The organism is Streptomyces silaceus (assembly GCF_001419745.1).
Classification (GTDB): Bacteria; Actinomycetota; Actinomycetes; order Streptomycetales; family Streptomycetaceae; genus Streptomyces; species Streptomyces silaceus.
The window spans coordinates 1-26,029 of record NZ_LIRJ01000117.1; the positions used below are offsets into that span (position 1 = coordinate 1).

The window sequence follows — 26,029 nt, forward strand, 5'->3', positions numbered from 1 at the left end:
CGCCGTGGCGCCACGGCGGTCCCGGCGTCAGCGCCGGGCGGCGGTCAGAGCGACTTGCGCGCCGACGGCACCGCCAACTCCGCCGTGTCCTCCGGGAAGTGGCATGCCGTCAGGTGTCCCGTACGGTTGCCGTCGAGCTGGACCAGCGGCGGGTCGTCGGTGGCGCACTTGTCCGTCGCCTTCCAGCAGCGGGTGCGGAACCGGCAGCCCGAGGGCGGGTTGACCGGCGACGGCACGTCGCCCTTGAGCAGGATCCGCTCGCGGCGCGGCACGTCGTCCGCCGTCGCCTCGGGCACCGCCGACAGGAGCGCCTTGGTGTAGGGGTGGCGCGGGTTGTCGTACAGGTCCTCGCGGTCCGCGATCTCCACGATCCGGCCCAGGTACATGACCGCCACGCGCTGCGAGAAGTGGCGGACCACCGCGAGGTCGTGCGCGATGAACAGGAACGCGATCCCGAGGTCCTTCTGGAGCTTCTGGAGCAGGTTCACGACCTGCGCCTGGATCGAGACGTCCAGCGCCGACACCGGCTCGTCCGCCACGATCAGCTTGGGCTCGAGGGCCAGCGCGCGGGCCACGCCGATGCGCTGGCGCTGACCGCCGGAGAACTCGTGCGGGAAGCGGTTGAAGTGCTCGGGGTTGAGGCCGACCGTCTCCAGGAGCTCCCGCACGCGGGCCTCGCGGCCGCCCGGCGGGTTGATGCCGTTGACCTCCATCGGCCCCGAGATGATCTTGCCGACCGTCTGTCGCGGGTTCAGCGACGCGTACGGGTCCTGGAAGATCATCTGGATCTCCGAGCGGACCGGCGCCAGCTGCTTGCGCGAGGCGTGCGTGATGTCCTGGCCGCGGTAGGAGATCTTCCCGCCCGTCGGCTCCAGCAGGCGCGTGATCAGCCGGCCCGTCGTCGACTTGCCGCAGCCGGACTCGCCGACCAGGCCCAGGCTCTCGCCCTCGGCCACGGTGAAGTCCAGGCCGTCCACCGCCTGCACGGCGCCGATCTTCCGCTTGAACGGGAAGCCGCCCATCACCGGGAAGTGCTTGGTCAGACCCGTGACGTCCAGGAGAGGAGTGGGAGTGGTGCTGCTCATGGTCGTGAAATCCCGTCTCTTGTACGTCAGTCGGTCCGCGAGCCCGCGAAGTCCGCGAAGAATTCGGTCCGTTGCGCCGCCGTGAGGTGGCAGGCGGCCCCCCGGCCCTCGGCCAGTTCGAGCAGCGGCTGCTCGCCCGAGCAGCGCCCGTCCCCGACCTGCTCGGTGAACGCGCAGCGCGGGTGGAAGCGGCAGCCGGTCGGCGGGTTGAGCAGGCTCGGCGGCGTGCCCGGGATCGGCGAGAGCGGCACGTCCACCGGACCGTCCAGCGACGGCATCGAGCCCAGCAGGCCCCAGGTGTAGGGGTGCTGCGGCGCGCGCAGCACCTCCTTCTTCGTGCCGCGCTCCACGCACCGGCCGCCGTACATCACCAGGACGTCGTCCGCGATGTCGGCGATGACGCCGAGGTCGTGGGTGATGAAGATGATCGACGTGCCGAACTCCTGCTGGAGGTCCTTCAGGAGGTCCATGATCTGCGCCTGGACGGTCACGTCGAGCGCGGTCGTCGGCTCGTCCGCGATCAGCAGCGACGGGTTGCAGACCAGCGACATCGCGATCATCGCGCGCTGGCGCATACCGCCGGAGAACTGGTGCGGGTAGTCGTCCACGCGCAGGTCGGGCTGCGGGATGCCGACCTTCGTCAGCATCTCGACGGCCCGCGCCCGCGCCTCCTTCTTGGAGGCGCCGGTGTGCTTGCGGTACGTCTCGCCGATCTGCCGGCCGATGGTGTGGTACGGCGACAGCGAGGCCAGCGCGTCCTGGAAGATCATCGCCATCTTGTTGCCGCGCAGCCGCTCCAGCTCCCGCTCGGTGGCGGTGAGGAGCTCCTGGCCGTCCAGCAGGATCTCGCCGTCGATGGCGGTGCTGTCCTTGTGGTGCAGGCCCAGGATGGCGAGGTTGGTGACCGACTTGCCGGAGCCGGACTCGCCGACGATGCCGAGGGTCTTGCCCTTCTCCAGGTCGAAGTCGAGCCCGTCGACGGCCTTGACGACGCCGTCCTCGGTGGAGAAGTGGACGCGCAGGTCGCGTACGGAGAGGAAGGGGGTGCTCATGGTTTCCGGCTCCCTAGGCGAGGCGCACGCGCGGGTCGATGAGGGCGTACACCGCGTCGACGATGATGTTGAAGACGACGATCGCGGTGGCGGCGACCAGGACGACGCCGAGCAGCATCGGCAGGTCGCTCGTGTTGACCGCACGGACCGAGAGGTCGCCGATGCCGTGCAGCGCGAAGGTCTTCTCGGTGATGATCGCGCCGCCGAGCAGCACACCCAGGTCGAGACCGAAGATGGTGATGATCGGCCCCATCGCGCCCCGCCAGGCGAAGCGGAAGAAGACCGAGCGGCTGGAGAGGCCCTTGGCGCGCGCCGTGCGGACGAAGTCCTCGCTGAGCGTCTCGACCATCTGGGAGCGCGTCATGCGGGTGTAGTTCGCCGTGAAGATCAGGGAGAGCACGAGCCAGGGGATCAGCAGACCCGAGAACCAGTCGCCGGGGTTCTCGGTGATCGGCGTGTACTGCGGCCGGTCCATCCACTGCAGCTGGTTGACGAAGAGGTAGACGGCGAAGACGCCGACGACGTAGATCTGCAGCGAGGACGCGATGAGCGAGGCGGACGAGGCGATCTTGTCGACGGCCTTGCCCTGCTTGACGGCGGCCAGCATGCCGGCGCCCACACCGAAGACGACGAAGACGGCCGCGGCACCCAGCGACAGCGAGACGGTGGTCGGGAAGCGGTCCAGGATCGTGCCGAGGACCGGCTCGCGGTTGCGGAAGGAGTAACCCAGGCAGGGCGCCGGACAGTTGCCGTAACTGGCGTAGTCACGGCCCACGAACAGGCCCTCGAACCAGTGCCAGTACTGCACCGGAAGCGGATCGGCGATCCCCAGGTTGTGCCGCACCAGGTCCAGCGTCTCCGGGGAGCAGACCTTGCCGCAGGCCAGCCGGGCGGGGTCGCGCGGGGCGGCGTAGAAGAGGACGAAGACGAGAACGCTGATGATCAGCAGGATCACCGCGCCACCGGCGATGCGGCGAAGGAGGAAGCGGAGCATGGCAGTTGGGTTTCCTGACGGATGCCGTGGGTGAGGAGGGGGCGGGGCGGTCCCGGTCGAGGAACCGCCCCGCCTCAAGGGCCGGTCGTCAGGCCTTGACGTACGTCTTGTAGATCAGCGTCGCCGCGAACTGCGGGTCGTGCTGGGCGCCACCGACCTTGGAGCCGTGCAGGTAGAAGCGGCGCTGGTAGGTCTCCGGGATGATCGGCACGACCTCGGTCATGATCTTCTTGTCGAGCTCGGCCCAGGCCTTGCCCGCTTCCTTCACGTCCGAGATGACCGCGTTCTTCTTGATCGCCTCGTTGATCCAGGGGATGTCGGTCTGCGAGATGTTGTTCTGGCCGTCACCGATCGCGTCGCCGTCGAAGAGCGGCTGGATCAGCGTGTAGGCGGTCGGCCAGTCCGGGGACCAGCCGAACCACATGACGTCGAACTTGTTGTCGATGCGCTGCGCCTGGTCGTAGTAGTCCGTCGAGTTGAGCGGCTTGATGACCGGGTCGAAGCCCGCGGCCTTCAGCGCGTTCTCGATGACGACCTTGGTCTTGTCGTACGTGGGGCGCTGCGGGAAGGCGTAGACGATCTTCTGGCCGAGCTTGCCGGCCTTCTTCAGGATCGCCTTGGCGGCCGCCGGGTCGCCCTGCGGCTTCTTCAGCTTGCCGAAGACGTCGAACTTCTCGCGGCCGATGATGTCGGGGCTGAGGATCGTCGTCGCGAGGTCACCCGCGGACTCGCCGCCGTAGATCCGGCGGATCTGCTCCAGCGGCCACGCGACGTTGAGGGCCTTGCGGACCTCGACGTCGGTGATGCGCTTGGTGTTGATGGCGTAGTAGTACGTGCCCGAGGACAGGCCGTTGAAGGTGCGCGCCTTGAGCTTCGGGTCGCTGAGGACCTTCTGCATGCGCTCGGCCGGGATGTTCTCGTAGATGGCGATCATCTGCTGGTCCTTGCCCTGGTCCGAGATGAATCGGTCGCAGGAGTCAAGGCCCGTGGGGCCGAACTCGAACTCGAAGCTGTCCGGGTAGGCGGTGCGGATCGGGTCCGTCTTCGGGTCCCAGTGCTTGTTGCGCGTCAGCGTCATCGACTTGTCGATGGAGCGGTTCTTGACGATGTAGGGGCCGCAGGAGAACGGCGCCTTGTCGTACTTCTCCTTGGTGTCGTGCTTCACCGGAGTGGCGGCGTACGAGTGCATCGCCAGCGTGAAGTTGAAGTCCGGGCGGGCTTCCTTCAGCTTGAAGGTGATCGTCTTCTTCGCCTTGTCGATGACGATCGAGTCCAGGTGGTCGCCGCCGTACGGGCCCTTGTAGCCCTCACGCCACTTGGAGCCCTTGCCGGTCAGCGCCATCTGGACGTACGCGGCGCCCTCGGTGATGAACGGGGCCCAGGCACGCTCGAAGCCGTGCCGGACGTCCTCGACGGTGAGCTCGCTGCCGTCCTGCCACTTCAGACCGTCCTTCAGCGTGAAGGTCCAGGTCTTGTTGTCCTTGGACGCCTTGCCGACGTCGGTGGCGAGGTCGCCGACCAGGGTCATCTTGCCCTTGTCGTCGATGTAGTAGCCGGTGAGGGTGCGCGCGTAGAGGTTGGCGACCGAGGAGTTGTACGCGAAGTAGATGCGCTGCGGGTCCATGTGCGACACGTCGTCCTCGGCGACGCCGTAGATGGTGCCGCCCTTCTTCGCGCCCGCGACCTCGGGGGCGGGACCCTTCGAGTCCTCCGCCGTGCCGATGTTGACGCTGGCGCCCGTGTACTCCGTGGCGCCGCCATGATTGCCGCCGCCCTCGCCGCCACCGGAGCCGCCGCTGCTGCACGCGGACAGGACCATCGAGCCGCCGGCCGCGACCGATGTGGCGATGACGAAGTTTCTGCGGGAGAGAGACATGTGGCTACCAACCCTGATTGTCGAAGAAGAGGAGCGGAGAGAACGGCCCGGCACTGCCCCGTCGCGTGTGCCCGGCAGGGGGGGAGTGTCAGCGTTTGGTCTTCGGGTCCAGCGCGTCGCGCACCGAGTCGCCGAGGAGGTTGAAGGCGACCACGAAGATCACCATCGCGATGCCGGGGAAGGCCATGTACGTGATGTCCTGCTCGTACACCTCGGAGGCCCGCTGGATCATCACGCCCCAGTCGGGGATGGGCTCCTGAAGGCCCACGCCCAGGAAGGCGAGTCCGGCCTCGGCGGTCACGAACATCGGGAGCGCGAGCGTGGCCTGGATGAGGATCGGCGTCCACAGGTTGGGGAGCAGTTCCTTGAAGATGATCCGGGCCGGTGAGGCGCCGGTCACCTTCGCGGCCTCCACGAACTCCCGCTCGCGCAGGGCCAGCACCTCGCCGCGCAGCAGACGCGCGATGGAGGCCCAGCCGAAGGCCGTCATCACCGCGATGAGGCTGGTGACCGTCAGCCACGTGGGCGTCTTGTCCTCCGGAGCCACGAGCACCGAGATCATCACGGGCCAGAAGGCGATGAAGAAGAGCGTCGAGGGGAAGGCCAGCAGGATGTCGATGACCCGGCCGATGAAGTAGTCGGTCTTGCCGCCGAGATAGCCGGCCGTGATGCCGACGACGATGCCGATGAGCGTCACCAGGATCGTGGTCGCCGCCGCGATCAGCAGCGAGTTGCGCATGCCGTACAGCAGGAAGGTCAGGACGTCCCGGCCGAGGCCGGGCTCGATGCCGAACCAGAACTCGCCGTCGATGCCGCCGTTCGGCTTGAACGGATAAGCGAACTCGTTCAGGAGCGACGGGTCGTTCTGCCCGTACGTCGTGTACGGATCCTTGCCGTAGACCTTGGCGATCAGCGGCGCGCAGATGGCGATGACGAAGAAGAAGAGCACGACGCATGCGGCGATCACGCCGGACTTGTCCCGCTTGAACCGGTTCCAGGCGAGGCGCCCCGGCGAACGCCCCTTGTCGCCCTGGTCCTTGGGCGTAGTAGGCGTGCCGTCGGTCTTGTCCGTCACTTCAAGCGTGGCGGCAGCGGCGGGAGTTGGCGAGGTCATGGCGCTCCAGGCCCGGAGGGGTCGTCAGGAATCCGCAGGACAACCAGGCACCTACGGGCTAGGCGCGACTTTCGCAAGGCGTTTCCCACGCGGTCAATGAATCGTGAGCCGCTTTGAGTCGGTCTTGGGATCCTTGGCCAGACCTTTACTCAAGCTTGGCGTTGACATTGCCTTGGCGTAATCAATGGTGATGGACAAGGCCGGGCATATGCGGGCGGTTCCGGCAATGAGTCCGATATACGGGCGCGAGTGTCTCGGAATGCGTACATCCGGATGGCCTCCTCCTCATACGGGTGGGGTAAATGTGCGGTTCATTCCTCCTGCGGCGATATTTGGCGATACGTGAGGTAGCTCACGCATCGCAGACGGTCGGAACAGCAGGAAGCACGGGACAGGAGGACTCCATGCGTGGAGCCACGCACGCCAAGTGGGCCGCAGGTGCGGTGGCCGTCGCCCTCGCGGCGACGGCCTGTGGTGGCGGGGGGAGCAGCGGCGGCGGTGGCGGCGACGGCTCCGGCATCGTCAGCTCCTCCTGGGGCGACCCGCAGAACCCGCTGGAACCCGCCAACACCAACGAGGTCCAGGGCGGCAAGATCCTCGACATGGTCTTCCGGGGCCTGAAGCGGTACGACCCGAAGACCGGCGAGGCCAAGGACATGCTCGCCGAGTCGATCAAGACCGAGGACGCCCAGAACTTCACGGTCGAGGTCAAGGACGGCTGGACCTTCAGCAACGGCGAGAAGGTCACCGCCAAGTCCTTCGTCGACGCCTGGAACTACGGCGCCAACCTCAAGAACAACCAGAAGAACGCCTACTTCTTCGGCTATATCGAGGGGTACGACAAGGTCCACCCGGAGAAGGGCGACCCGAGCGCCCAGACGCTCTCCGGGCTGAAGGTCGTCGACGAGAAGACGTTCACCGTCAAGCTCACCCAGAAGTTCTCCACCTGGCCCGACACCCTCGGCTATCCGGCCTTCGCGCCGCTGCCCAAGGCGTTCTACGACGACCACGACGGCTGGCTCAAGAAGCCCGTCGGCAACGGTCCGTACACCGTCGACTCGTACACCAAGGGCTCGAAGATGTCCCTGCGCAAGTGGGACAAGTACCCCGGTGACGACAAGGCGCAGAACGGCGGTGTGGACATGAAGGTCTATACCGACAACAACACGGCCTACACCGACCTGATGGCCGGCAACCTCGACCTCGTCGACGACGTGCCGGCCTCCCAGCTCAAGAACGCCAAGGCCGACCTCGGCGACCGGTACATCAACACCCCCGCCGGCATCATCCAGACCCTGGCCTTCCCCTTCTACGACAGCAAGTGGACCAAGCCGGGCATGGAGAAGGTCCGCCAGGGCCTGTCCATGGCGATCAACCGCGAGCAGATCACCGACACGATCTTCCAGAAGACGCGGACGCCCGCCACCGACTGGACCTCCCCGGTGCTCGGCGAGGACGGCGGCTACAAGTCCGGCCTCTGCGGCGACGCCTGCACGTACGACGCCGCGCAGGCCAAGAAGCTGGTCGAGGAGGGCGGCGGCATCCCCGGCGGCACCCTCAAGGTCACGTACAACGCGGACACCGGCTCGCACAAGGAGTGGGTCGACGCCGTCTGCAACTCCATCAACAAGGCGCTCGGCAACGACAAGGCCTGCGTCGGCAACCCCGTCGGCACCTTCGCGGACTTCCGCAGCAAGGCCTCCAAGCAGGAGCTCGACGGCGTCTGGCGCTCCGGCTGGCAGATGGACTACCCGCTGATCCAGAACTTCCTGGAGCCGGTGTACTTCACCGACGCCCCGTCCAACGACGGCAAGTACTCCAGCAAGGACTTCGACAGGCTCGTGAACGAGGCCAACGCGGAGACCGACACCGCCAAGGCCGTCTCCACGTTCCAGGACGCCGAGAAGATCCTCGCCAAGGACATGGCGTCCATCCCGCTCTGGTACCAGAACGGCAGCGCCGGCTACTCCGACAAGGTCTCCGACGTCTCGCTGAACCAGTTCAGCGTGCCGGTCTACAACGAGATCAAGGTCAACTGAGACGCCGGGAGCGGCCGCCTGCCCGCCGAGGGCGCCCGGCGGCCGCTCCCCCTAATCCCGGAGCCCCCATGGGACGTTATGTGATCCGGCGTCTGCTGCAGATGATCCCGGTCTTCTTCGGCGCCACGCTGCTGATCTTCCTGATGGTGAACGTGATGGGCGACCCCGTCGCGGGCCTGTGCGGCGACCGCCAGTGCGACCCCGCCACGGCCGCCCAGCTGAAGAAGGAGTTCGGCCTCGATAAGCCGGTGTGGCAGCAGTACCTGACGTACATGGGCAACGTCTTCACCGGTGACTTCGGCACCGCCTTCAACGGCCAGAAGGTCACCGAGCTGATGTCGGCCGCCTTCCCGGTCACCATCCGGCTCACCATCGTCGCCATCGTCTTCGAGATCGTCATCGGCATCTCGCTCGGCGTGCTCACCGGGCTGCGCCGCGGCCGGCCGGTCGACACCGTGGTGCTGCTCCTGACGCTCGTCGTCATCTCCATCCCCACCTTCGTCACCGGCCTCGTGCTGCAGCTGCTGCTCGGCGTCAACTGGGGCGTGATCAAACCCTCCGTCTCGCCGGAGGCGCCCTTCAACGAACTGCTCGTCCCAGGACTCGTGCTCGCCTCGGTGTCCCTGGCGTACGTGACCCGCCTGACCCGCACCTCCATCGCGGAGAACCGGCGCGCCGACTACGTCCGCACCGCCGTCGCCAAGGGCCTGCCCCGGCGCCGCGTCATCACCCGGCACCTGCTGCGCAACTCGCTGATCCCCGTGGTCACCTTCATCGGCACGGACGTCGGCGCGCTGATGGGCGGCGCGATCGTCACCGAGCGGATCTTCAACATCCACGGCGTCGGCTTCCAGCTCTACCAGGGGATCCTGCGGCAGAGCACGCAGACCGTCGTCGGCTTCGTGACGGTCCTCGTCCTGGTCTTCCTGGTGGCCAACCTGATCGTCGACCTCCTGTACGCCGTACTCGACCCGAGGATCCGCTATGCCTGAACCCATGGAGCCGCAGGGCGCCATCGCCGCGACCGGTGCGGGCGGCGCGATGGACCTGGCCACGAGCGAGGCGACCTCTCTGGCCCCGGGCGGGCCCGACGGCACCGGACCCTCCTCCCCGGCGCGCAGCCTGTGGTCGGACGCCTGGCACGACCTGCGGCGCAACCCGATCTTCATCGTCTCGGGCCTGGTGATCCTCTTCCTCGTGATCATCTCGATCTGGCCCTCGCTCATCGCCTCCGGCAACCCGCTCGACTGCGACCTCGCCAACGCCCGCAAGGGCTCGGCGCCCGGCCACCCCTTCGGCTTCAACGAGCAGGGCTGCGACGTCTACACACGGGTCGTGTACGGCACCCGGGTCTCGGTCACCGTCGGCGTCTGCGCCACGCTCGGCGTCGCGGTCCTCGGCAGCGTGCTCGGCGGGCTCGCCGGGTTCTTCGGCGGAGTCTGGGACGCGATCCTCTCCCGCATCACCGACATCTTCTTCGCCATCCCCGTCGTCCTCGGCGGCCTGGTGCTCCTGTCGGTGGTGACCAGCTCGACGGTGTGGCCGGTGGTCGGCTTCATGGTGCTGCTCGGCTGGCCGCAGATCTCCCGCATCGCGCGCGGCTCGGTCATCACCGCCAAGCAGAACGACTACGTCCAGGCGGCGCGGGCGCTCGGCGCCTCCAACTCCCGGATGCTGCTGCGCCACATCACGCCGAACGCCGTCGCCCCGGTGATCGTCGTGGCGACCATCGCACTGGGTACGTACATCGCCCTGGAGGCCACCCTCTCCTACCTCGGCGTCGGCCTGAAGCCGCCGACGGTGAGCTGGGGCATCGACATCTCGGCCGCCTCCCAGTACATCCGCAACGCCCCGCACATGCTGCTCTGGCCGGCCGGGGCCCTGGCGATCACCGTGCTCGCGTTCATCATGCTCGGCGACGCGGTGCGCGACGCCCTCGACCCGAAGCTGAGGTAGCCGCCCATGCTGCTCGAAGTGCGCGATCTGCACGTGGAGTTCCACACCCGCGACGGGGTCGCCAAGGCCGTCAACGGCGTCGACTACAGCGTCGACGCCGGTGAGACGCTCGCCGTGCTCGGCGAGTCCGGCTCCGGCAAGTCCGTGACCGCCCAGGCCGTGATGGGCATCCTCGACATCCCGCCCGGCCGGATCACCTCGGGCGAGATCCTCTTCCAGGGCCAGGACCTCCTGAAGCTCAAGGAGGACGAGCGGCGCAAGGTGCGCGGCGCCGGGATGGCGATGATCTTCCAGGACGCGCTCTCCTCGCTGAACCCGGTGCTCAGCGTCGGCGAACAGCTCGGCGAGATGTACGTCGTCCACCGGGGCATGTCCCGCAAGGACGCGAAGGCCAAGGCCGTCGAGCTGATGGACCGGGTGCGCATCCCGGCCGCCAAGGAGCGCGTCGGGCAGTACCCGCACCAGTTCAGCGGCGGCATGCGCCAGCGCATCATGATCGCCATGGCGATGGCGCTCGAACCCTCGCTGATCATCGCGGACGAGCCGACCACCGCCCTCGACGTGACGGTCCAGGCCCAGGTCATGGATCTGCTCGCCGAGCTCCAGCGCGAGATGAACATGGGCCTGATCCTCATCACCCACGACCTCGGCGTGGTGGCCGACGTCGCCGACTCGATCGCCGTGATGTACGCGGGCCGCATCGTCGAGAAGGCCCCCGTCCACGAGATCTACCGGGCCCCCGCCCACCCCTACACCCGGGGCCTGCTCGAATCGATCCCGCGCCTGGACCAGAAGGGCCAGGAGCTCTACGCGATCAAGGGCCTGCCGCCGAACCTCATGAACATCCCGCCCGGCTGCGCCTTCAACCCCCGCTGCCCCATGGCCCAGGACGTCTGCCGCACCGACGAGCCGCCGCTCGCGCGGGTGACGTACGAGGGCCTCGCCGCCGAGCGCAGGAGCGCCTGCCACTTCTGGAAGGAGACGCTCGATGCCGCACGGTGAACACGTGAGCAAGAAGCGGCTGGAGGAGGAGGGGGAGACCGCGCGGCAGCTGATGGACAAGGCGCGCGCGGAGTCGGAGTTCGCCGCGCACGGCTCGGCCTCCGGACACGAGCCGATCCTCCAGGTGCGCGGCCTGGTCAAGCACTACCCGCTGACCCAGGGCATCCTGATCCGCAAGCAGGTCGGCGCGGTCAAGGCCGTGGACGGCGTCGACTTCGACCTCAACCAGGGCGAGACGCTCGGCATCGTGGGGGAGTCCGGCTGCGGCAAGTCGACCGTCGCGAAGATGCTCGTCAACCTGGAGCGGCCCACCGCGGGCGAGATCCGCTACAAGGGCGAGGACATCACCAAGCTGTCCGGGCGCGCGCTGAAGGCGGTCCGCAGGAACATCCAGATGGTGTTCCAGGACCCGTACACCTCGCTGAATCCCCGGATGACGGTGGGCGACATCATCGGGGAGCCGTACGAGATCCACCCCGAGGTCGCGCCGAAGGGCTCGCGGCGGCAGAAGGTGCAGGAGCTGCTCGACGTGGTCGGGCTCAACCCCGAGTACATCAACCGCTATCCGCACCAGTTCTCCGGCGGCCAGCGCCAGCGCATCGGCATCGCCCGCGGCCTCGCGCTGCGGCCCGAGGTGATCGTCGCCGACGAGCCGGTCTCCGCGCTCGACGTCTCCGTGCAGGCCCAGGTCGTCAACCTCCTGGAGAAACTCCAGAACGAGTTCGACCTGAGCTACGTCTTCATCGCCCACGACCTGTCCATCGTGCGGCACATCTCCGACCGGGTCGGTGTGATGTACCTCGGGCGGATCGTGGAGATCGGCTCGGACGAGCAGATCTACGACCACCCCACGCACCCCTACACCCAGGCGCTGCTCTCCGCCGTCCCGGTCCCCGACCCCGAGGCGCGCGAGCACCGGGAGCGGATCATCCTCAGCGGTGACGTGCCCTCGCCCGCGAACCCGCCCTCGGGCTGCCGCTTCCGCACCCGCTGCTGGAAGGCGCAGGAGCGGTGCCGTCTGGAGGTCCCCGAACTCGCGGTGCCCGCCGAGTTCCGGCTCGCCGACAGCCCCGCCGCGCACGACTCGGCCTGTCACTTCGCCGAGGAGAAGCAGGTCGTGCCGTAGCCGGCCGCGGCTTAACGCGCGGGTAATGCCGCCGTCGCAGCACCGATATACGGACGGGGCACGCTGGAGGGCGTACGGCCGTGCGGGTGCCGTAGACCGGCCGGGGTGCCGCCATGTCACCCCGGCCGGTTCTTCCGTTCTTACGGGCCGCTAGAGGCCCAGCGACCGCTTCAGGAAGTCCACCTGGAGCAGCAGCAGGTTCTCCGCGACCTGCTCTTGCGGGGTCATGTGGGTGACGCCCGACAGCGGCAGGACCTCGTGCGGGCGGCCCGCCGCCAGCAGCGCCGAGGACAGGCGCAGCCCGTGCGCCACCACCACGTTGTCGTCGGCCAGACCGTGCACGATCAGCATCGGGCGGTGCGGCTCGGCCGCCTCGACCAGGCCGTCGTCCCAGATGAGCGAGTTCTTGCGGTAGACCTCCGGGTTCTTGGCGGGGTCGCCCAGGTACCGCTCCTCGTAGTGCGTGTCGTAGAGCCGCAGGTCCGTCACCGGGGCGCCGACCACCGCCGCGTGGAACACGTCGGGGCGTCGCAGCGCCGCCATGCCCGCGAGATAGCCGCCGTAGGACCAGCCGCGGATCGCCACCCGGTCCAGGTCGAGCGGGTACTGCCCGGTCGCCGCGAGCGAGTGCAGCGCGTCGACCTGGTCGTCGAGCGTGAGCGTCATGTCGTTCTTGACCGACTTCTCCCACGCGGGGGAGCGGCCCGGGGTGCCGCGGCCGTCCGCGACGATCACCGCGAAGCCCTGGTCGGCGAACCACTGCGAGGTCAGGAAGATGTTGTGCGCCCGCTGGACGCGCTGGCCGTGCGGGCCGCCGTACGGATCGAGCAGTACCGGAAGCGGTCCGTCGGCCTCCTTGTAATCCGTGGGGAGCAGGACGGCGCACGGAATCCTGCGCGTGCCCCCTTCCGTGAGCGTCACGCGCGGCGTGAGCCCTGGGCGCTGGGCGTGTGAGGCGACGGTCGCCACCTGCTTGCCCTCGCGCAGCACCTGGACCCGAGCGCCGGGACGGTCCAGCGTGGCCGACACCAGCACGGTGACGCCGCCCGCGCGGACCGCCGAGTGCACGCCGGGCTCGCGCGAGACGCGCTCCACGCCCAGTTCGTTGACGCGGTAGACGTGCACCTCGCCGATCTCCGGGTCGGCCGCCTCCTCGCCCGCCGAGGCCGCGACCAGGATGTCCTCCTCGGTCACGTCGAGCACCGCGCGGACCTGCAACTGCGGTCCGGTCAGCGGCCGTTCACCCCAGGCGAGCACCCGCGCGCCGCCCTCGTCCACGATCCGCACCAGCTTGCCACTGGGCGACCAGCACGGCACACCGGCGAAAAGTTCCAGCCATTCCGCATCCTCCTCCGCATGCACCATCCGCGTCGCCCCGTCGTCCGGGTTCACCGCGAGGTACAGCTGGCTCCCCTGGTCGCGGGACTGCACGAGCAGCAGGGGCGCGCCGTCCGCCGACCAGTGCACGCGCGCGAGGTACGGGAAGCGGACACGGTCCCAGAGCACCTCGACACGCGAGCCGTCCAGGCCCAGGACGAACAGCCGCACGTCCGCGTTGGGCGTGCCCGCGGCCGGGTAGGCGACCGCGGCCGGCTCGCGGTCCGGGTTCGCCGGATCGGCGATCCACCAGCGCTGGACGGGGGCGTCGTCGACCCGCGCGACCAGCAGCCGGTCCGACTCCGGCGACCACCAGAACCCGCGGGAACGCGCCATCTCCTCGGCCGCGATGAACTCCGCGACGCCGTACGTCACGGTCTCCTCCTCGCCCGCCTCCGGCGCGGCGAGGGCGCGGTCGTCCGCGCCGTCGGCCGAGGTCACGCGCAGGGCGCCCCGGGCGACGTAGGCGACATGGCGCCCGTCGGGGGAGGGGCGCGGGTCGATCACCGGTCCCGGCACGGGCAGTTCGCGGGCCGTGCCCGCGCGCAGCTCCGCCGTGAAGAGCCGGCCCGACAGCGCGAACGCCGCCAGCTCCACGGCCGCGTCCGTCGCATAGGCCACGATGCCCGCGCCGCCCTCGCGGCTGCGCTCGCGCCGGGCCCGCTCGGCGGCGGAGAGCCGCTCGGCCGCGCCCCCGAGCAGCAGCCCCGGATCGGCCGCCACGCGCTCGGCGTTGCCGTCCGCAAGGTCGAGGACCCAGAGCCGCTGGGCCCGGTCCGTGCCGTCGGACGACCGCAGGAAGGCGACGCGCGCGCCGTCCGGCGCGACCGTGAACGCACGGGGCGCGCCCAGGTTGAAACGCTGCGTTCGGGCGTGCTGCCGCGGGAAGGAGAGCGGTTGCGCCGGGCTCTCGTCGGGCCTGGGAATTCCGGGGTTCTCGGACGTCATCCCCCGACCTTATGGCGCATGCGCCCCCCTGTGCTGCCGTGCTCCGACTCATGCGTCCGCACGGATAGTTATGATCCGTAGCGCTTGGTGGGTATGAACCTGCTGGCGTCCGCACTGGGTTACGGCAACGACTTGGAGGTGACCGCCGTGGCACTCTCGATTTCGGCGGTGGTGCTGCTGGCGATCATCGTCTTCCTGTTGGTCAAGAAGTCAGGGCTGAAGGCGGGGCACGCGGTCGTCTGCATGCTCCTCGGCTTCTACCTGGCGAGCTCGTCCATCGCGCCGACCATCAACGAGCTGACGACGAACGTCGCGGGGATGATCGGCGACATCAAGTTCTGACCGCCGTGACCCTTCGGGGCGTGCCCGCACGTTCTGAAGGGTCCCCGCGGTGCTCGTAGGGTGGTCCCATGACGGAACTGCCCGCCCGGCGCCTGCTCCTCGTGCACGCGCACCCCGACGACGAGTCGATCACCACCGGCGCGACCATGGCCAAGTACGTGGCCGAGGGCGCCCACGTCACCCTGGTGACCTGCACGCTGGGCGAGGAGGGCGAGGTCATCCCGGCCGAGCTCGCCCATCTCGCCGCCGACCGCGAGGACTCCCTGGGCGCCCAGCGCATCGGGGAGCTGGCCGCCGCGATGAAGGAGCTGGGGGTCACCGACCACCGCTTCCTCGGCGGCACCGGGCGCTACCGCGACTCCGGGATGATGGGCGTCGAGCAGAACCACCGCCCCGGCGCGTTCTGGTCGGCCGACCCGGACGAGGCCGCGGCCCACCTCGTCGAGGTGATCCGCGAGGTCCGCCCGCAGGTCCTGGTGACGTACGACCCCGACGGGGGATACGGCCACCCGGACCACATCCAGGCGCACCGCGTCGCCATGCGCGCCGCCGACCTCGCGGCCGAGGAGGCCTTCCGCGCCGACCTCGGCGAGCCGCACACCATCGACAAGATCTACTGGAACCGCGCCCCGCGCTCCGTGGTCGAGGAAAGGTTCCGGTGGATGGGGGGCGCGCTGGGGCACTCACCCTTCCGCACGCCCGCCGCCGTCGCGGACGTGCCGGGCGTCACCGACGACGAGCGGATCACGACGGAGATCGACGGCCGCCCCTACAAGGCGGCCAAGGCGGCGGCCATGGCCGCCCACGCCACCCAGATCACGGTGAGCGGTCCGCTCTTCGTCCTCTCCAACGACCTCGCGCAGCCGATCTTCGACGTGGAGTATTACGAGTTGGTCCGGGGTGAGGCGTCGACCGAGGGCCCCGTGGGACCCTCGAAGGAAGGCGTGGCCCGCGAGAGCGATCTGTTCGCGGGGCTCGAAAGGGTGACGGATGCGGCGGAGGTGACCGCGCTGTGAGTACGCGATCGCGTGCCTCGTCGGGGGCCGACTCCGGCGGAGCGTCGGGCTCCGGGGCCGCCAAGGGGTCTTCGGGCGCCGCCAAGGGGTCCTCCGGATCCGCCAAGGGGTCTTCGGGCGCCGCCAAGGCCTCTTCCGTTTCTGGTTCCGCTTCCGGTTCCCCCGCGGCGTCCGGAGCGGCCGTCGCGGCGCCCGCGGGCAGCTTCCTCGCCCAGCCGCTGCGGGCGGGACGACTCGCCGCCTACCTCGGGCTGTTCGTGCTCGGCGCCCTCGTCGGCGTCGCGGGCGCGCTCGTCCAAGGCGGCTTCTTCCCCGCCGGGTTGCTCATCGCGCTTCTCGGCGCGGCCGGCGCCTTCTACGGCGGGGCGCGCGCGATCGGCACCAGAGCGGGGGCCGTGGCGCCCGCCGCCGGCTGGCTGGTCGCGGTCATGCTGCTGACCGCCACCAGACCCGAGGGGGACTTCCTCTTCGGCGCGGGAGCCGGCTCCTACGGCTTCCTGCTGGGCGGCATGGCCGTGGCTGTGATGTGCGCCACGCTCGGGCAGCGCCCGCAACCGGGCGGGTCCGCCGCCCGACTTGGCAAGTGACGTACCACTTCGGCCCGTGTCCCGCCCGGGTTTGACGCCGGTCACGGGAGGAGTGCCGACGGCGGCCAGTATGGTGGTGCGGCCGCCGAGCCTCCCCCAACCTCCGGCCGGGGGGACCCCGGATGAGGTAGAGACGGGCGGCGGAGTCAACCAGGAGAACCTGCCTTGAGTCGTGAAACTGACAGTTCGTCCGCCGGGCCCCAGGCGCGCGGCGGAGCCGCATACCCCTCGGGGACGCCGCCGTACGGCTCCCCGGCACAGGGCGCAGGCGCCGACGGCGGCGCGGACGGCGCGCGGCGGCAGGCCGCCGACGAGCGGCCCGACGAGCCCGAGACCCAGACCACGCTGACCACCCGCATCCGGATCAACATCCCCGGTTCGCGGCCCATCCCGCCGGTCGTCATGCGCACGCCCGTCGGCGACGAGGGCGGGCGCGACGACGCGCGCGCGGACGACGAGGGGCCCCGTGACGGCGGCGCGCCGGCACCCGGCGCGGGCGGCGCGGCAGGCATGGGCAGGGCTCCCGGCGCGGCTGCTCCGGGCGCTTCCGCTTCCGGTTCGGGCGGCGGCGCCGGCGGTGCCGCGGCGGCCGACAGCGGTGCGGCGGCACCCACGGCCCCCGAGGAGAAGACGAGCGACTGGTTCGCGCCGCGCAAGCCCGCGCGGAGTGACGGCGCGAACGGCTCGGCGGGTCCCGCCGGTTCGAACGGCTCCGGCATCGGCTCCGGCTCCGGCGGTACGGGCTCCTTCGACGTGTCCGGCGCCGTGGCGTCGGGCCCCCTCGGCACGGGCGCCTCAGGCGCCCCTGGAGCCCCTGGAGCCCCGCAGGGCGGCGACCCGACGCGGGGCGACCTCCCGTACTTCTCCGACGGCCTGGGCGCCGGACCGGGCGGCTCCCGCGGTCCCGCGGGCCCCACCGGCGGCCCGGTCACCGGCGACAGCCCACTGGCGCCGCCCACGCCGGCGGCCTCCTCGGGCCCCGGCGCTCCTGGTGCCCCCGTCAACTCCGGCGGCGCTCCCGTCAACTCCGGCCCCCGGCCGCCCCGTTCCGGTGCCGGTGACATGAGCGACGACACCGCGATCCTCACGCCGCAGAAGGCCGGTCCGGTCTCGCCGCCCCCCGGCGGCCCGCGTCCCCCGGCCGGCGGCGGCCCGGTGCCCGGCGGCCCCGGCTCCGTGCCCGGCGGCCCCAGCGCCCCCACGCCGGGCGGCAACGTCTCCGGCGAGACCCTCACCAGCGGCATCCCCGTGGTGCCGCCGGCGCAGGACAACTCCCCGTTCGCGCCGGGACCGCAGGGTGACGGACCGGTTCCGCACACCCCGCCGAAGCTGCCCGAGCCGGTGCGCTCGGACGTGCCCACGTCCCCGACGCCCGCCCCGAAGGCGAAGAAGAAGGGCCGCAGCAAGCTGGTCCTCCTCGTGGCCGCCGTGGTCGTCGTGGGCTGCGGGGCGTACGGCGCGGGCCTGTTGATGAACCACGCGGACGTCCCCAAGGGCACCACCGTGCTCGGCGTCGACATCGGCGGCGGCACGCGCGACGAGGCCGTCAAGAAGCTCGACGCGGCCCTCGACGAGCGCGTCACCAAGCCCCTGAAGCTGTCGGTGGACGGCGAGTCCGTCACGCTGAAGCCGGACCAGTCGGGCCTGACCCTGGACAGCCAGGCCACCGTCCGCGAGGCCGCGGGCAGCGACTACAACCCCGTCTCGGTGGTCGGCTCGCTCTTCGGCGGCGAGCGCGTCGTCGAGCCCGTCATGCCCGTCGACGAGGAGAAGCTGGCGGCCGCGCTGGAGCGCGCCGCGGGCGGCTCGGGCACGGCGCAGGAGGGCACGGTCGAGTTCCGGCCCGGCAAGGCCGTCCCCGTCTACGGCAAGGTCGGCAAGGGCATCGACGCCGACGCGGCCACGACCGCGGTCGCCGAGGCGTACAAGAAGCAGGTCGAGACGGGCAGCGCGGGAACGGTCCAGCTGCCGGTCACCACCCGCAAGCCGGCCGTCTCCAAGGCCGAGGTCGACAAGTTCATGACCCGGTTCGCCGAGCCCGCGATGTCCGCCAACGTCATCATCAAGGCGGGCCCCAAGTCGCTCCCCTTCGGCCCGGCCAAGTCGCTGCCGAAGATCCTTGAGGCGAGGGCGGCCAAGGACGGCACGCTGCAGCCGCACTACGACCTCGACGAGCTCAAGAAGCTGTACGGCAACGCCTTCGACGGCGTGCTGATCCAGCGCGGCGACGGCTCCAGGACGCCGGTCCAGCCGACCGACGTGGCGGGCGCCATGAACAAGGCGCTCATCGGCAAGACGCCCGCGGAGCGGATCGGCGTGATCGAGACGAACGCGAGCTGAGGCCCGTACCTCTTCGGACACCCCGGGTCCGCGATCCGTACGCCCCGAAGGCCGGCAGGACTTTCCTGCCGGCCTTCGGCATGACATCTGTCATCCCGGAGACACCACAGTCGACACTGCCGTCGCCACCTGCGGTTTTGTGACGATGAGGGCATGACGACGACAACGGCGACACCCGCTTCGGCCACCACCGCGGTGCGCTTCGAGCAGGTGACGAAGAACTACGGCGACGTCCGCGCCGTCGACGGTCTCACCCTCGACCTGCGCGCGGGCGAGACGGTGGCGCTGCTCGGGCCGAACGGCGCGGGCAAGTCCTCCACCCTCGACCTGCTCCTCGGCCTGCGGCGCCCGGACAGCGGCACCGTACGGGTCTTCGACGCGCCTCCGCGCGAGGCGATCACCGCCGGCCGGGTCGGCGCCATGCTGCAGAGCGGCGGCCTGATGGGCGAGGTGACCGTGCGCGAGCTGGTCCGCCTCGCCTGCGACCTGCACCCGAGGCCCCACCGCGTGGGCGACGTACTGGCCCACGCGGGCATCACCCAGATCGCCGACCGCAAGGTCGACAAGCTCTCCGGCGGCCAGGAGCAGCGCGTGCGCTTCGCCCTCGCCACGGCCGGCGAGAACGACCTGATCGTCCTCGACGAGCCGACCACCGGCATGGACGTCAGCGCCCGCCAGGCGTTCTGGGCCACCATGCGCGAGCAGGCCGACCAGGGCCGCGCGGTCCTCTTCGCCACGCACTACCTGGAGGAGGCCGACGCGATCGCCGACCGCGTCCTCGTCCTGCACCGCGGCCGCCTCCTCGCGGACGGCACCGCGGCCGAGATCAAGGCCAAGGCGGGCGCCCGCAAGATCGCCTTCGACCTGTCCGACCTCGACGAGGACCTCGCCGCGCGCCTGCGCGAGCTGCCCTTCCTCACCACGCTGGACGTCTCGGGCCACACGGTCCGCCTCCAGTCGACGGACGCCGACGCCACCGTGCACGCGCTGTACGGGCTGGGCGTCTACCCCCGCAACCTCGAAGTCGCCGGGCTCGGTCTGGAGCAGGCCTTCGTGGCGATCACCGAGGCCGAGGAGGCCAGGACCCGATGAACAGCCTGATCAAGCTCGAGATCACCCGCGCCCTGCGCAACCGCAAGTTCCTGTTCTTCTCCGTGATCTACCCGTCGCTGCTCTTCGTGATCATCGCGGGCACCCAGGACGGCGCCGACAAGATCCCCGGATCGGGTCTCTCCGTGCCCGCGTTCATGATGGTCTCCATGGCGTCCTTCGGCGCCCTGACCGCCGTACTGATGGGCAACAGCGAGCGCATCGCCAAGGAGCGCGAGAGCGGCTGGGTGCGCCAGCTGCGCCTGACGAGCCTGCCCGGACGCGGCTATGTCCTGGCGAAGACCGCGAGCGCGGCCGTGGTGAGCCTGCCGTCCATCGTCGTGGTGTTCGTGGTCGCGGCGGCCGCCAAGGACGTGCGCTTCGAGGCCTGGCAGTGGCTCGCGCTGACCGGCGCGATCTGGGCCGGCAGCCTCTGCTTCGCCGCGCTCGGGGTGGCCATCGGCTATCTCGCCTCCGGCGACGCCGTCCGCCCGATCACGATGATCGTCTACTTCGGGCTCTCCATCCTCGGCGGCCTGTGGATGCCGTCGACGACGTTCCCGCAGTGGCTCCAGGACGCCGCGTCCTGGCTGCCCACGCACGCGTACGCTGCCCTCGGCCAGGCGATCGAACTGGGCGACGCGCCGCACGCGAAGGACATCACGCTCCTGGTCGTCTACTTCGTGCTCTTCGCGGGCGGCGCCGCATGGCTGTACCGGAAGGACACACTGAAGGCGTGAGCGCGACAGACGTTGAGGACAACGGGTACAACCCCGTCAGCATGTTCGGGCGACCGCCGCAGGGCCGACGCCAGCTCTGGATGAAGTCGGCCTGGATCGCCGTCTGGCTGGTCTTCCTGAGCGCCCCGATCAAGGACCTGACCGAGACCGACCGCCCCGCCCTCGCCACGGCGGCCGGCTCGCTGGGCCTCGCGGTCTTCGTGATCTGCTACCTGACCCTGGTCTTCCGCTACACCACCCGGATCCTCTACTGGGGCAGGGTCGTCACCTCCTTCGGGCTGCTCCTCGCCCTCGCCGCCGCCCTCGCCCTCGCCTTCGGCGACCACTGGCTCGGCCTCTTCGTGTACGTCTCGGTCTCCGCGGGCGCCGTCCTGCCGGTGCGCTACGCGCTGTGGGTCATCCCCGGGGTCACCGCCGTGATGGTCCTCGTCGGCCTGCGGGACGACGGCCTCGGCGACCTGATCACCAACCTCGGGGTGATCACGCTCCTGGTGGGCTTCGCGATGTCCGGCGTACGCCAGATGATCCGCACCACGATCCAGCTCCGCCAGGCCCGCGCCACCGTCGCCCAACTCGCGGCGAACGAGGAGCGGTTGCGGCTCGCCCGCGATCTGCACGACCTGCTCGGCCACTCGCTCTCGCTGATCACGCTCAAGAGCGAGCTGGCGGGCCGCATGCTCCCCGACCACCCCGACAAGGCGGCCCAGCAGGTCGCCGACATCGAACAGGTCAGCCGCCAGGCCCTGGTGGACGTGCGCGAGGCCGTCTCCGGGTACCGCAGGCGCACCTTGGCCGGCGAACTCGCGGGCGCCCGCACGGCGCTGACCGCCGCGGGCATCGCGGCCGACGTCCCCCTGGAGGCGCCCGCCGAACTGCCGGGCGAGGACGGGGAGGCCGCGCTGGCGTGGGCGCTGCGCGAGGCCGTGACGAACGTCGTGCGGCACAGCGGGGCCCGGCGCTGCACGGTGGCGTTCGCGGCGCGGCAGACCCTCGCGGGGCGGCTCCTCGAACTGTCCGTGGAGGACGACGGGTCGGGCGGTGCGGGCGCGGCGGCGGGCAACGGCCTGACGGGCCTCGCCGAGCGCGTCGAGGCGGTCGGCGGGGCCCTGGAGACGGGCCCGGCGGCCCGCAGCGGCTTCCGCCTCACGGTCCGCGTCCCGTTCGCCCAGGCGGCCGTAGGATCCCCCTCATGAGCAGCGAGATCAGCCGGCGCGGTGACGAGGGAGCGGCCGGGGCGAGCGGCGTCGTGCGGGTCCTCCTCGCCGAGGACCAGTCCATGGTCCGCGAGGCCCTCGCCGCCCTGCTCGGCCTGGAGCCGGACATCGAGGTCGTCGCCCAGGTCGCGCGCGGCGACGAGGTGGTCGCGGCGGCGCGCGCCCACGACGTGGACGTGGCGCTGCTGGACATCGAGATGCCCGGCATGACGGGCATCGAGGCGGCGGCGCGGCTGCGCGCCGAGTTCCCCGCGTTGAAGGTGGTGGTCCTCACCACCTTCGGCCGCCCCGGGTACCTGCGCAGCGCCATGGAGGCGGGCGCCGTCGCCTTCCTGGTCAAGGACGCGCCCGCGGCGCAGCTCGCCGAGGCGGTGCGCAAGGTGCTCGCGGGGGAGCGGGTCATCGATCCCACGCTGGCCGCGGCGGCCCTCGCCGAGGGCGCGAACCCGCTCACCGACCGCGAGCGCGAGGTCCTGCGCGCGGCGGCCGACGGCGCGACCAACGCCGAGCTCGCCACCGCCCTGCACCTCTCCCAGGGCACGGTCCGCAACTACCTCTCGACGGCGATCCAGAAGCTCGCGGTCCGCAACCGCGCGGAGGCGGTCAAGGTCGCCAGGGACAAGGGCTGGCTCTGAACCTCCGCGGGGCCGGGCGTCAGTTCAGCATCGCCCGCGCCCGCAGCGCCTGCCGCCGCGCCTGGTCGGCCGTCGCGGGCTCCGCCGCCGCGACGGCCTCGGCGTACGTGTCCAGCTCCCGCGCGCCCACCAGGAAGTCCCCGCGCTGGACGAGGAGTTGGGCGCGCTCGTAGTGCAGCCGGGGCGGCGGGGCCGGCAGCAGCAGGGAGAGCTCGATCGCCCAGAGCGAGACGTCGGAGTGCTCGGGGCGCGGCGCGGCCCAGGCGCGGATGTTGTTGAGGATGCGCCCCACGATCTCCAGCGGGTCCGCGGGGCTCAGCATGGACGGCACGAGCGGGGCGCCCGTGGCCGCCGCGACGAGGAGCTCGACGTCCGTGCCGGTCAGGACGCGGCCGCCGTCGAAGGGGTCGGCGAGGACCTGCTCGTCGCGGGGTCCGAACCCGACGACGAAGTGCCCGGGCAGGGCCACTCCGTACACGGGGGCGCCCGCGCGGCGGGCGACCTCCATCCAGACCACCGAGAGCAGGATCGGCAGGCCCCTGCGGCGCCGGAGCACCTGGTGCAGCAGTGAGGACTCCAGGCGCTGGTAGTCGCCGGGCCGCCCCTTGAACCCGCAGCGCCCGCCGAGGAGTTCGGCCAGGGCCAGGGCCCAGGCGCGGGGGTCGTCGGAGCGGCAGGACCGGTGGCCGGGCACGGCCTGCTCCGCGAGCCGGTCGAGCAGGCGCCGGGCGGCGTCGATGCCCACCGCGTCGAGCGTGGGGTCCGCCTCGGTGCCGATCAGCAGGCACAGCAGCGCCAGATCGGGCCGCGCGGACCCGGCCTCGGCCGCGAACAGCCGCCGCCACTCGGCGGCTCCAGGGGGTCGGGGGTGCATACGTCCCTGGTGCCCGGTCGCCTCGATCGATACGTCAGTTCCATGCGGTCCGAGCCGCCGTGGTGGCTCAGTTGAGCATCGCCCGCGCGGCCCGTGCCTGCTGGCGGACCCGGTCCGCCGTGGTCGGCTCGACGGCCGTCACCACATCGGCGTAGGCGTCGAGCTCGGCGGCGCCCCCGAGGAAGTCCCCGCGCTCCACCAGGAGTTGGGCGCGTTCGTAGCGCAGGCGCGCGGGATGGGCGGGGAGCAGGAGGGAGAGCTCAAGGGCCCACAGCGCGACCTCGGAGCGCTCGGGGCGTGCGGCGGCCCAGGCGCGGATGTTGTTGAGGATGCGCTGCACGATGTTCAGCGGGTCGGCGGGCGTCAGCATCGACGGCGGAATGCCCCCGCCGGCCGTCCCGGAGACCAGCAGCTCCGCGTCGGCCCCGGTCAGCAGCCTGCCGCCGTCGAAGGGGTCGGCGAGGACCTGCTCGTCGCGGGGCCCGAACCCGACGACGAAGTGCCCGGGCAGGGCCACTCCGTACACGGGGGCGCCCGCGCGGCGGGCGACCTCCATCCAGACCACCGAGAGCAGGATCGGCAGGCCCCTGCGGCGCCGCAGGACCCGGTGCAGGAGCGAGGAGTCGAGGCGCTGGTAGTCGCCCGGTGTCCCCTCGAACCCGTGCTGCCCGCCGAGGAGTTCGGCCAGCGCGGACGCCCAGGCGCGCGGCCCGCCGGGCCGGAACGGCAGCAGCCCCGCGAGCCGGTCCAGTTCGATCTCGGCGGCGTCGATCCCCTCCTCGTCGAGAGAGGGGTCCGCCTCGGTGCCGATCAGCAGGCACAGGAGCGCGAGACCGGGCCGCTCCGAGCGTGCCTCTTCGGCGAACCGCCGCCGCCATTCGCCGGACTCCGCGTGCATACGTGCCTCGTGTCTCATGCCCTGGGCGGGCGTTGTTGCCGTGCTGTGTACGTGCGTCGTTCTCTAGTACGTGCCGTGCGCGTGCTGTGCTGTGTTCAGCGCCGAACGCGTGCCGTGCCGTTACGTGTCGTGCCGTGTTCGCCGCGCCCGCGGCGCCGCGCGCGCCGCCCGCTCAGGCCGTCGCGCCGTACCGGTAGTGGTGGTAGGCGTGGTGGGCCGCGAAGCCCATCCCGCCGTACAGCGCTCGCGCGCCGTCGTTGTCGTCCTCGACCTGCAGCCAGGCCGCCGACGCGCCCTCGGCCAGGGCCTGCCGGGCCAGCGCGGTCATCACCGCGGTGGCGAGCCCCTGCCGCCGGTGCCCCGGATCCACCTCGACCGCCATGAACCCCGCCCAGCGCCCGTCCACCACGCACCGCCCGATCGCGGCGGCCGGGGAATCACCGCTCCCGGGCACGGAAGCGAACCACACCGAGGGCCCGCCCGCCAGCACCTCGCGCACATGCGGGCCGGTAACCGCGGCCCGGTTGTACCGCCGCAGCCACGCCTCGTCGAAGGACCGGGACAGCCGCACCCGGTCCACGGCGGCGTCCAGATCGCCGAGGGGGGCGAGCCCGCCGACGTAGAGCCGGGCGGTCACCTCGCGCACCCAGCCGCGCTCCTCCAGGTCCGCGCAGAGCAGCTCCTGGGTGCCCTCGGCGCCGGTGGCGGTCTGGAGGTACGCGGGCAGGTCCCGGGCGGCGTACCACGCGCGCACGGCCGAAAGCGCCTCGTCGAGCGGCCTGCCCGGATCGCCGAGCGGCAGCGCGGAGTTGGCCCGCCGGGTGAAGCCGGCGGCGGCCCGCAGCCGCCACTCGCCGAGCGCCTCGCTCTCCACCGGCCGCCAGGCCCGCGCGCTCACCCGGGCCAGCTCCTCGAAGGAGGCGGCGGGTCCGCGCCGGCGCGCCGGCGCGGCCGGGACGACCTTGCCCGCGACCAGCGTCCGCTCCGGAATCCGGACGCTTTCGCCGCCCCGCCGTGTGATGAGCACCACACCATCGTCCCACGATGTGAGAACACCCACCGTGTCGGTGAACTTGCCGCCCGCGTCGGAGCTGCCGGTCAGCCGTCGAACGGAGACGCGTTTGCCCACGTCAGCAGGGGTGATGCGGACCTCGAGTTGTCCGCCCGCAGTGAATTCCACAGCTCTGTACGCCCCTCCTGTTCGGATCATGCCCGGGAACGGAGATACTAGGGGCGGGCATCGACGACGCCGCGCTCCCGCGCGCCAGGCGAGCGGAGCCTGAAGACGGCCCGCCAACGCCCGTATCGAGGAGGAACGACAGCGTGACCTACGTCATCGCGCAGCCTTGTGTCGACGTCAAGGACAAGGCGTGCATCGAGGAGTGCCCGGTCGACTGCATTTACGAGGGCTCCCGGTCCTTGTACATCCACCCGGACGAATGCGTCGACTGTGGAGCCTGCGAACCGGTCTGCCCGGTCGAGGCGATCTTCTACGAGGACGACACTCCTGAGGAGTGGAAGGACTACTACAAGGCGAACGTCGAGTTCTTCGACGAGCTCGGTTCGCCCGGCGGCGCGAGCAAGCTCGGTCTGATCGAGCGCGACCACGCCTTCATCGCCGCCCTGCCGCCGCAGAACCAGTAACGGCAGTTCGAGCGCTGCCCCGGTCCCGTACGGCTTCGCGCCGTGCGGGACCGAGGCGTTTGCAACGACCAGTACCAGCAC

At 70.9% G+C, this 26,029-nt stretch carries 23 protein-coding genes; 14 read left to right on the forward strand and 9 right to left on the reverse strand.

What is annotated here, in order from left to right; all coding sequences use genetic code 11:
- Positions 1 to 44: 44 nt before the first annotated feature.
- The 5 genes from AOK22_RS13215 to AOK22_RS13235 form a co-directional block, all read right to left on the reverse strand.
- A complete protein-coding gene (locus AOK22_RS13215; protein ID WP_055698816.1) occupies positions 45 to 1,085 on the reverse strand; it encodes an ABC transporter ATP-binding protein in 1,041 nt (346 codons plus the stop codon).
- A 26-nt stretch (positions 1,086 to 1,111) separates the two neighbouring features.
- Positions 1,112 to 2,137, reverse strand: coding sequence for an ABC transporter ATP-binding protein (locus AOK22_RS13220; protein ID WP_055698817.1), 1,026 nt, complete (start codon positions 2,135 to 2,137; stop codon positions 1,112 to 1,114).
- Positions 2,138 to 2,150: 13 nt separating this feature from the next.
- Positions 2,151 to 3,131 (reverse strand): ABC transporter permease, encoded by a 981-nt coding sequence (locus tag AOK22_RS13225; RefSeq protein ID WP_055698818.1) that lies wholly within the window; start codon positions 3,129 to 3,131, stop codon positions 2,151 to 2,153.
- 88 nt (positions 3,132 to 3,219) lie between these two features.
- Positions 3,220 to 5,007, reverse strand: coding sequence for an ABC transporter substrate-binding protein (locus tag AOK22_RS13230; RefSeq protein WP_055698819.1), 1,788 nt, complete (start codon positions 5,005 to 5,007; stop codon positions 3,220 to 3,222).
- A gap of 88 nt (positions 5,008 to 5,095) precedes the next feature.
- Entirely contained in the window at positions 5,096 to 6,121 is a 1,026-nt protein-coding gene (locus AOK22_RS13235; RefSeq protein WP_079036536.1) for an ABC transporter permease, read from the reverse strand.
- A 404-nt stretch (positions 6,122 to 6,525) separates the two neighbouring features.
- Here AOK22_RS13235 and AOK22_RS13240 point away from each other — a divergent pair, with 404 nt between their 5' ends.
- The 5 genes from AOK22_RS13240 to AOK22_RS13260 all read left to right on the forward strand — a co-directional run bounded on the left by AOK22_RS13240 (position 6,526) and on the right by AOK22_RS13260 (position 12,244).
- Positions 6,526 to 8,160 carry a peptide ABC transporter substrate-binding protein gene (locus AOK22_RS13240; RefSeq protein ID WP_055698821.1) on the forward strand — a complete coding sequence of 545 codons (1,635 nt, stop codon included), beginning with the start codon at positions 6,526 to 6,528 and terminating at the stop codon, positions 8,158 to 8,160.
- Between the two features lie 68 nt (positions 8,161 to 8,228).
- Positions 8,229 to 9,152, forward strand: a complete 924-nt coding sequence (locus AOK22_RS13245) for an ABC transporter permease (RefSeq protein WP_055698822.1) — start codon at positions 8,229 to 8,231, stop codon at positions 9,150 to 9,152.
- Complete coding sequence (locus tag AOK22_RS13250) at positions 9,145 to 10,116, forward strand: ABC transporter permease (protein WP_055698823.1); 972 nt, start codon at positions 9,145 to 9,147, stop codon at positions 10,114 to 10,116. The genes AOK22_RS13245 and AOK22_RS13250 overlap by 8 nt, the downstream gene beginning before the upstream one ends.
- Positions 10,117 to 10,122: 6 nt before the next feature.
- A complete protein-coding gene (locus AOK22_RS13255; protein WP_055698824.1) occupies positions 10,123 to 11,118 on the forward strand; it encodes an ABC transporter ATP-binding protein in 996 nt (331 codons plus the stop codon).
- Positions 11,105 to 12,244 carry an ABC transporter ATP-binding protein gene (locus tag AOK22_RS13260; RefSeq protein ID WP_055698825.1) on the forward strand — a complete coding sequence of 380 codons (1,140 nt, stop codon included), beginning with the start codon at positions 11,105 to 11,107 and terminating at the stop codon, positions 12,242 to 12,244. The genes AOK22_RS13255 and AOK22_RS13260 overlap by 14 nt, the downstream gene beginning before the upstream one ends.
- A 150-nt stretch (positions 12,245 to 12,394) precedes the next feature.
- Here AOK22_RS13260 and AOK22_RS13265 read toward each other — a convergent pair whose 3' ends face one another.
- Positions 12,395 to 14,569: a S9 family peptidase gene (locus AOK22_RS13265; protein ID WP_055698826.1), complete on the reverse strand. Its 2,175-nt coding sequence runs from the start codon at positions 14,567 to 14,569 to the stop codon at positions 12,395 to 12,397.
- Positions 14,570 to 14,716: 147 nt separating this feature from the next.
- On the opposite strand from AOK22_RS13265, the gene AOK22_RS13270 reads away from it, so the two are divergent.
- From AOK22_RS13270 to AOK22_RS13305, 8 genes are all read left to right on the forward strand, one after another.
- Positions 14,717 to 14,911, forward strand: coding sequence for a hypothetical protein (locus tag AOK22_RS13270; protein WP_055698844.1), 195 nt, complete (start codon positions 14,717 to 14,719; stop codon positions 14,909 to 14,911).
- Positions 14,912 to 14,979: 68 nt separating this feature from the next.
- The gene (gene mshB, locus AOK22_RS13275; protein WP_055698827.1) at positions 14,980 to 15,927 is read left to right on the forward strand and encodes an N-acetyl-1-D-myo-inositol-2-amino-2-deoxy-alpha-D-glucopyranoside deacetylase; all 948 of its coding nucleotides are present in this window, start codon (positions 14,980 to 14,982) and stop codon (positions 15,925 to 15,927) included.
- Between the two features lie 218 nt (positions 15,928 to 16,145).
- Positions 16,146 to 16,514: a DUF6113 family protein gene (locus tag AOK22_RS13280; protein WP_055698845.1), complete on the forward strand. Its 369-nt coding sequence runs from the start codon at positions 16,146 to 16,148 to the stop codon at positions 16,512 to 16,514.
- Positions 16,515 to 16,679: 165 nt separating this feature from the next.
- Entirely contained in the window at positions 16,680 to 18,854 is a 2,175-nt protein-coding gene (locus tag AOK22_RS13285; protein ID WP_055698828.1) for a hypothetical protein, read from the forward strand.
- 153 nt (positions 18,855 to 19,007) lie between these two features.
- Positions 19,008 to 19,946, forward strand: coding sequence for an ABC transporter ATP-binding protein (locus AOK22_RS13290; RefSeq protein ID WP_055698829.1), 939 nt, complete (start codon positions 19,008 to 19,010; stop codon positions 19,944 to 19,946).
- Positions 19,943 to 20,683: an ABC transporter permease gene (locus AOK22_RS13295; RefSeq protein ID WP_055698830.1), complete on the forward strand. Its 741-nt coding sequence runs from the start codon at positions 19,943 to 19,945 to the stop codon at positions 20,681 to 20,683. The genes AOK22_RS13290 and AOK22_RS13295 overlap by 4 nt, the downstream gene beginning before the upstream one ends.
- A 41-nt stretch (positions 20,684 to 20,724) precedes the next feature.
- Complete coding sequence (locus tag AOK22_RS13300) at positions 20,725 to 21,876, forward strand: sensor histidine kinase (protein ID WP_055698846.1); 1,152 nt, start codon at positions 20,725 to 20,727, stop codon at positions 21,874 to 21,876.
- Positions 21,873 to 22,532 carry a response regulator transcription factor gene (locus AOK22_RS13305; RefSeq protein ID WP_055698831.1) on the forward strand — a complete coding sequence of 220 codons (660 nt, stop codon included), beginning with the start codon at positions 21,873 to 21,875 and terminating at the stop codon, positions 22,530 to 22,532. Before AOK22_RS13300 ends, AOK22_RS13305 begins: the two co-directional genes overlap by 4 nt.
- Positions 22,533 to 22,551: 19 nt before the next feature.
- Here AOK22_RS13305 and AOK22_RS13310 read toward each other — a convergent pair whose 3' ends face one another.
- The 3 genes from AOK22_RS13310 to AOK22_RS13320 form a co-directional block, all read right to left on the reverse strand.
- The gene (locus tag AOK22_RS13310) at positions 22,552 to 23,406 is read right to left on the reverse strand and encodes a transglutaminase family protein (RefSeq protein WP_055698832.1); all 855 of its coding nucleotides are present in this window, start codon (positions 23,404 to 23,406) and stop codon (positions 22,552 to 22,554) included.
- A 67-nt stretch (positions 23,407 to 23,473) separates the two neighbouring features.
- Positions 23,474 to 24,304, reverse strand: coding sequence for a transglutaminase family protein (locus AOK22_RS13315; protein WP_237773267.1), 831 nt, complete (start codon positions 24,302 to 24,304; stop codon positions 23,474 to 23,476).
- Between the two features lie 172 nt (positions 24,305 to 24,476).
- A complete protein-coding gene (locus AOK22_RS13320; protein ID WP_055698834.1) occupies positions 24,477 to 25,484 on the reverse strand; it encodes a GNAT family N-acetyltransferase in 1,008 nt (335 codons plus the stop codon).
- A gap of 143 nt (positions 25,485 to 25,627) precedes the next feature.
- Here AOK22_RS13320 and fdxA point away from each other — a divergent pair, with 143 nt between their 5' ends.
- Positions 25,628 to 25,948 (forward strand): ferredoxin, encoded by a 321-nt coding sequence (fdxA, locus tag AOK22_RS13325; RefSeq protein WP_030573070.1) that lies wholly within the window; start codon positions 25,628 to 25,630, stop codon positions 25,946 to 25,948.
- Positions 25,949 to 26,029 lie beyond the last annotated feature (81 nt).

Excerpts from the sequence above, each read along its gene's own strand:
- AOK22_RS13215 (WP_055698816.1), bottom strand. The coding sequence starts at position 1,085 with ATGAGCAGCACCACTCCCACTCCTCTCCTGGACGTCACGGGTCTGACC.
- AOK22_RS13220 (WP_055698817.1), bottom strand. The coding sequence starts at position 2,137 with ATGAGCACCCCCTTCCTCTCCGTACGCGACCTGCGCGTCCACTTCTCC.
- AOK22_RS13225 (WP_055698818.1), bottom strand. The coding sequence starts at position 3,131 with ATGCTCCGCTTCCTCCTTCGCCGCATCGCCGGTGGCGCGGTGATCCTG.
- AOK22_RS13230 (WP_055698819.1), bottom strand. The coding sequence starts at position 5,007 with ATGTCTCTCTCCCGCAGAAACTTCGTCATCGCCACATCGGTCGCGGCC.
- AOK22_RS13235 (WP_079036536.1), bottom strand. The coding sequence starts at position 6,121 with ATGACCTCGCCAACTCCCGCCGCTGCCGCCACGCTTGAAGTGACGGAC.
- AOK22_RS13240 (WP_055698821.1), top strand. The coding sequence starts at position 6,526 with ATGCGTGGAGCCACGCACGCCAAGTGGGCCGCAGGTGCGGTGGCCGTC.
- AOK22_RS13245 (WP_055698822.1), top strand. The coding sequence starts at position 8,229 with ATGGGACGTTATGTGATCCGGCGTCTGCTGCAGATGATCCCGGTCTTC.
- AOK22_RS13250 (WP_055698823.1), top strand. The coding sequence starts at position 9,145 with ATGCCTGAACCCATGGAGCCGCAGGGCGCCATCGCCGCGACCGGTGCG.
- AOK22_RS13255 (WP_055698824.1), top strand. The coding sequence starts at position 10,123 with ATGCTGCTCGAAGTGCGCGATCTGCACGTGGAGTTCCACACCCGCGAC.
- AOK22_RS13260 (WP_055698825.1), top strand. The coding sequence starts at position 11,105 with ATGCCGCACGGTGAACACGTGAGCAAGAAGCGGCTGGAGGAGGAGGGG.
- AOK22_RS13265 (WP_055698826.1), bottom strand. The coding sequence starts at position 14,569 with ATGACGTCCGAGAACCCCGGAATTCCCAGGCCCGACGAGAGCCCGGCG.
- mshB (WP_055698827.1), top strand. The coding sequence starts at position 14,980 with ATGACGGAACTGCCCGCCCGGCGCCTGCTCCTCGTGCACGCGCACCCC.
- AOK22_RS13290 (WP_055698829.1), top strand. The coding sequence starts at position 19,008 with ATGACGACGACAACGGCGACACCCGCTTCGGCCACCACCGCGGTGCGC.
- AOK22_RS13295 (WP_055698830.1), top strand. The coding sequence starts at position 19,943 with ATGAACAGCCTGATCAAGCTCGAGATCACCCGCGCCCTGCGCAACCGC.
- AOK22_RS13300 (WP_055698846.1), top strand. The coding sequence starts at position 20,725 with ATGTTCGGGCGACCGCCGCAGGGCCGACGCCAGCTCTGGATGAAGTCG.
- AOK22_RS13305 (WP_055698831.1), top strand. The coding sequence starts at position 21,873 with ATGAGCAGCGAGATCAGCCGGCGCGGTGACGAGGGAGCGGCCGGGGCG.
- AOK22_RS13310 (WP_055698832.1), bottom strand. The coding sequence starts at position 23,406 with ATGCACCCCCGACCCCCTGGAGCCGCCGAGTGGCGGCGGCTGTTCGCG.
- AOK22_RS13315 (WP_237773267.1), bottom strand. The coding sequence starts at position 24,304 with ATGCACGCGGAGTCCGGCGAATGGCGGCGGCGGTTCGCCGAAGAGGCA.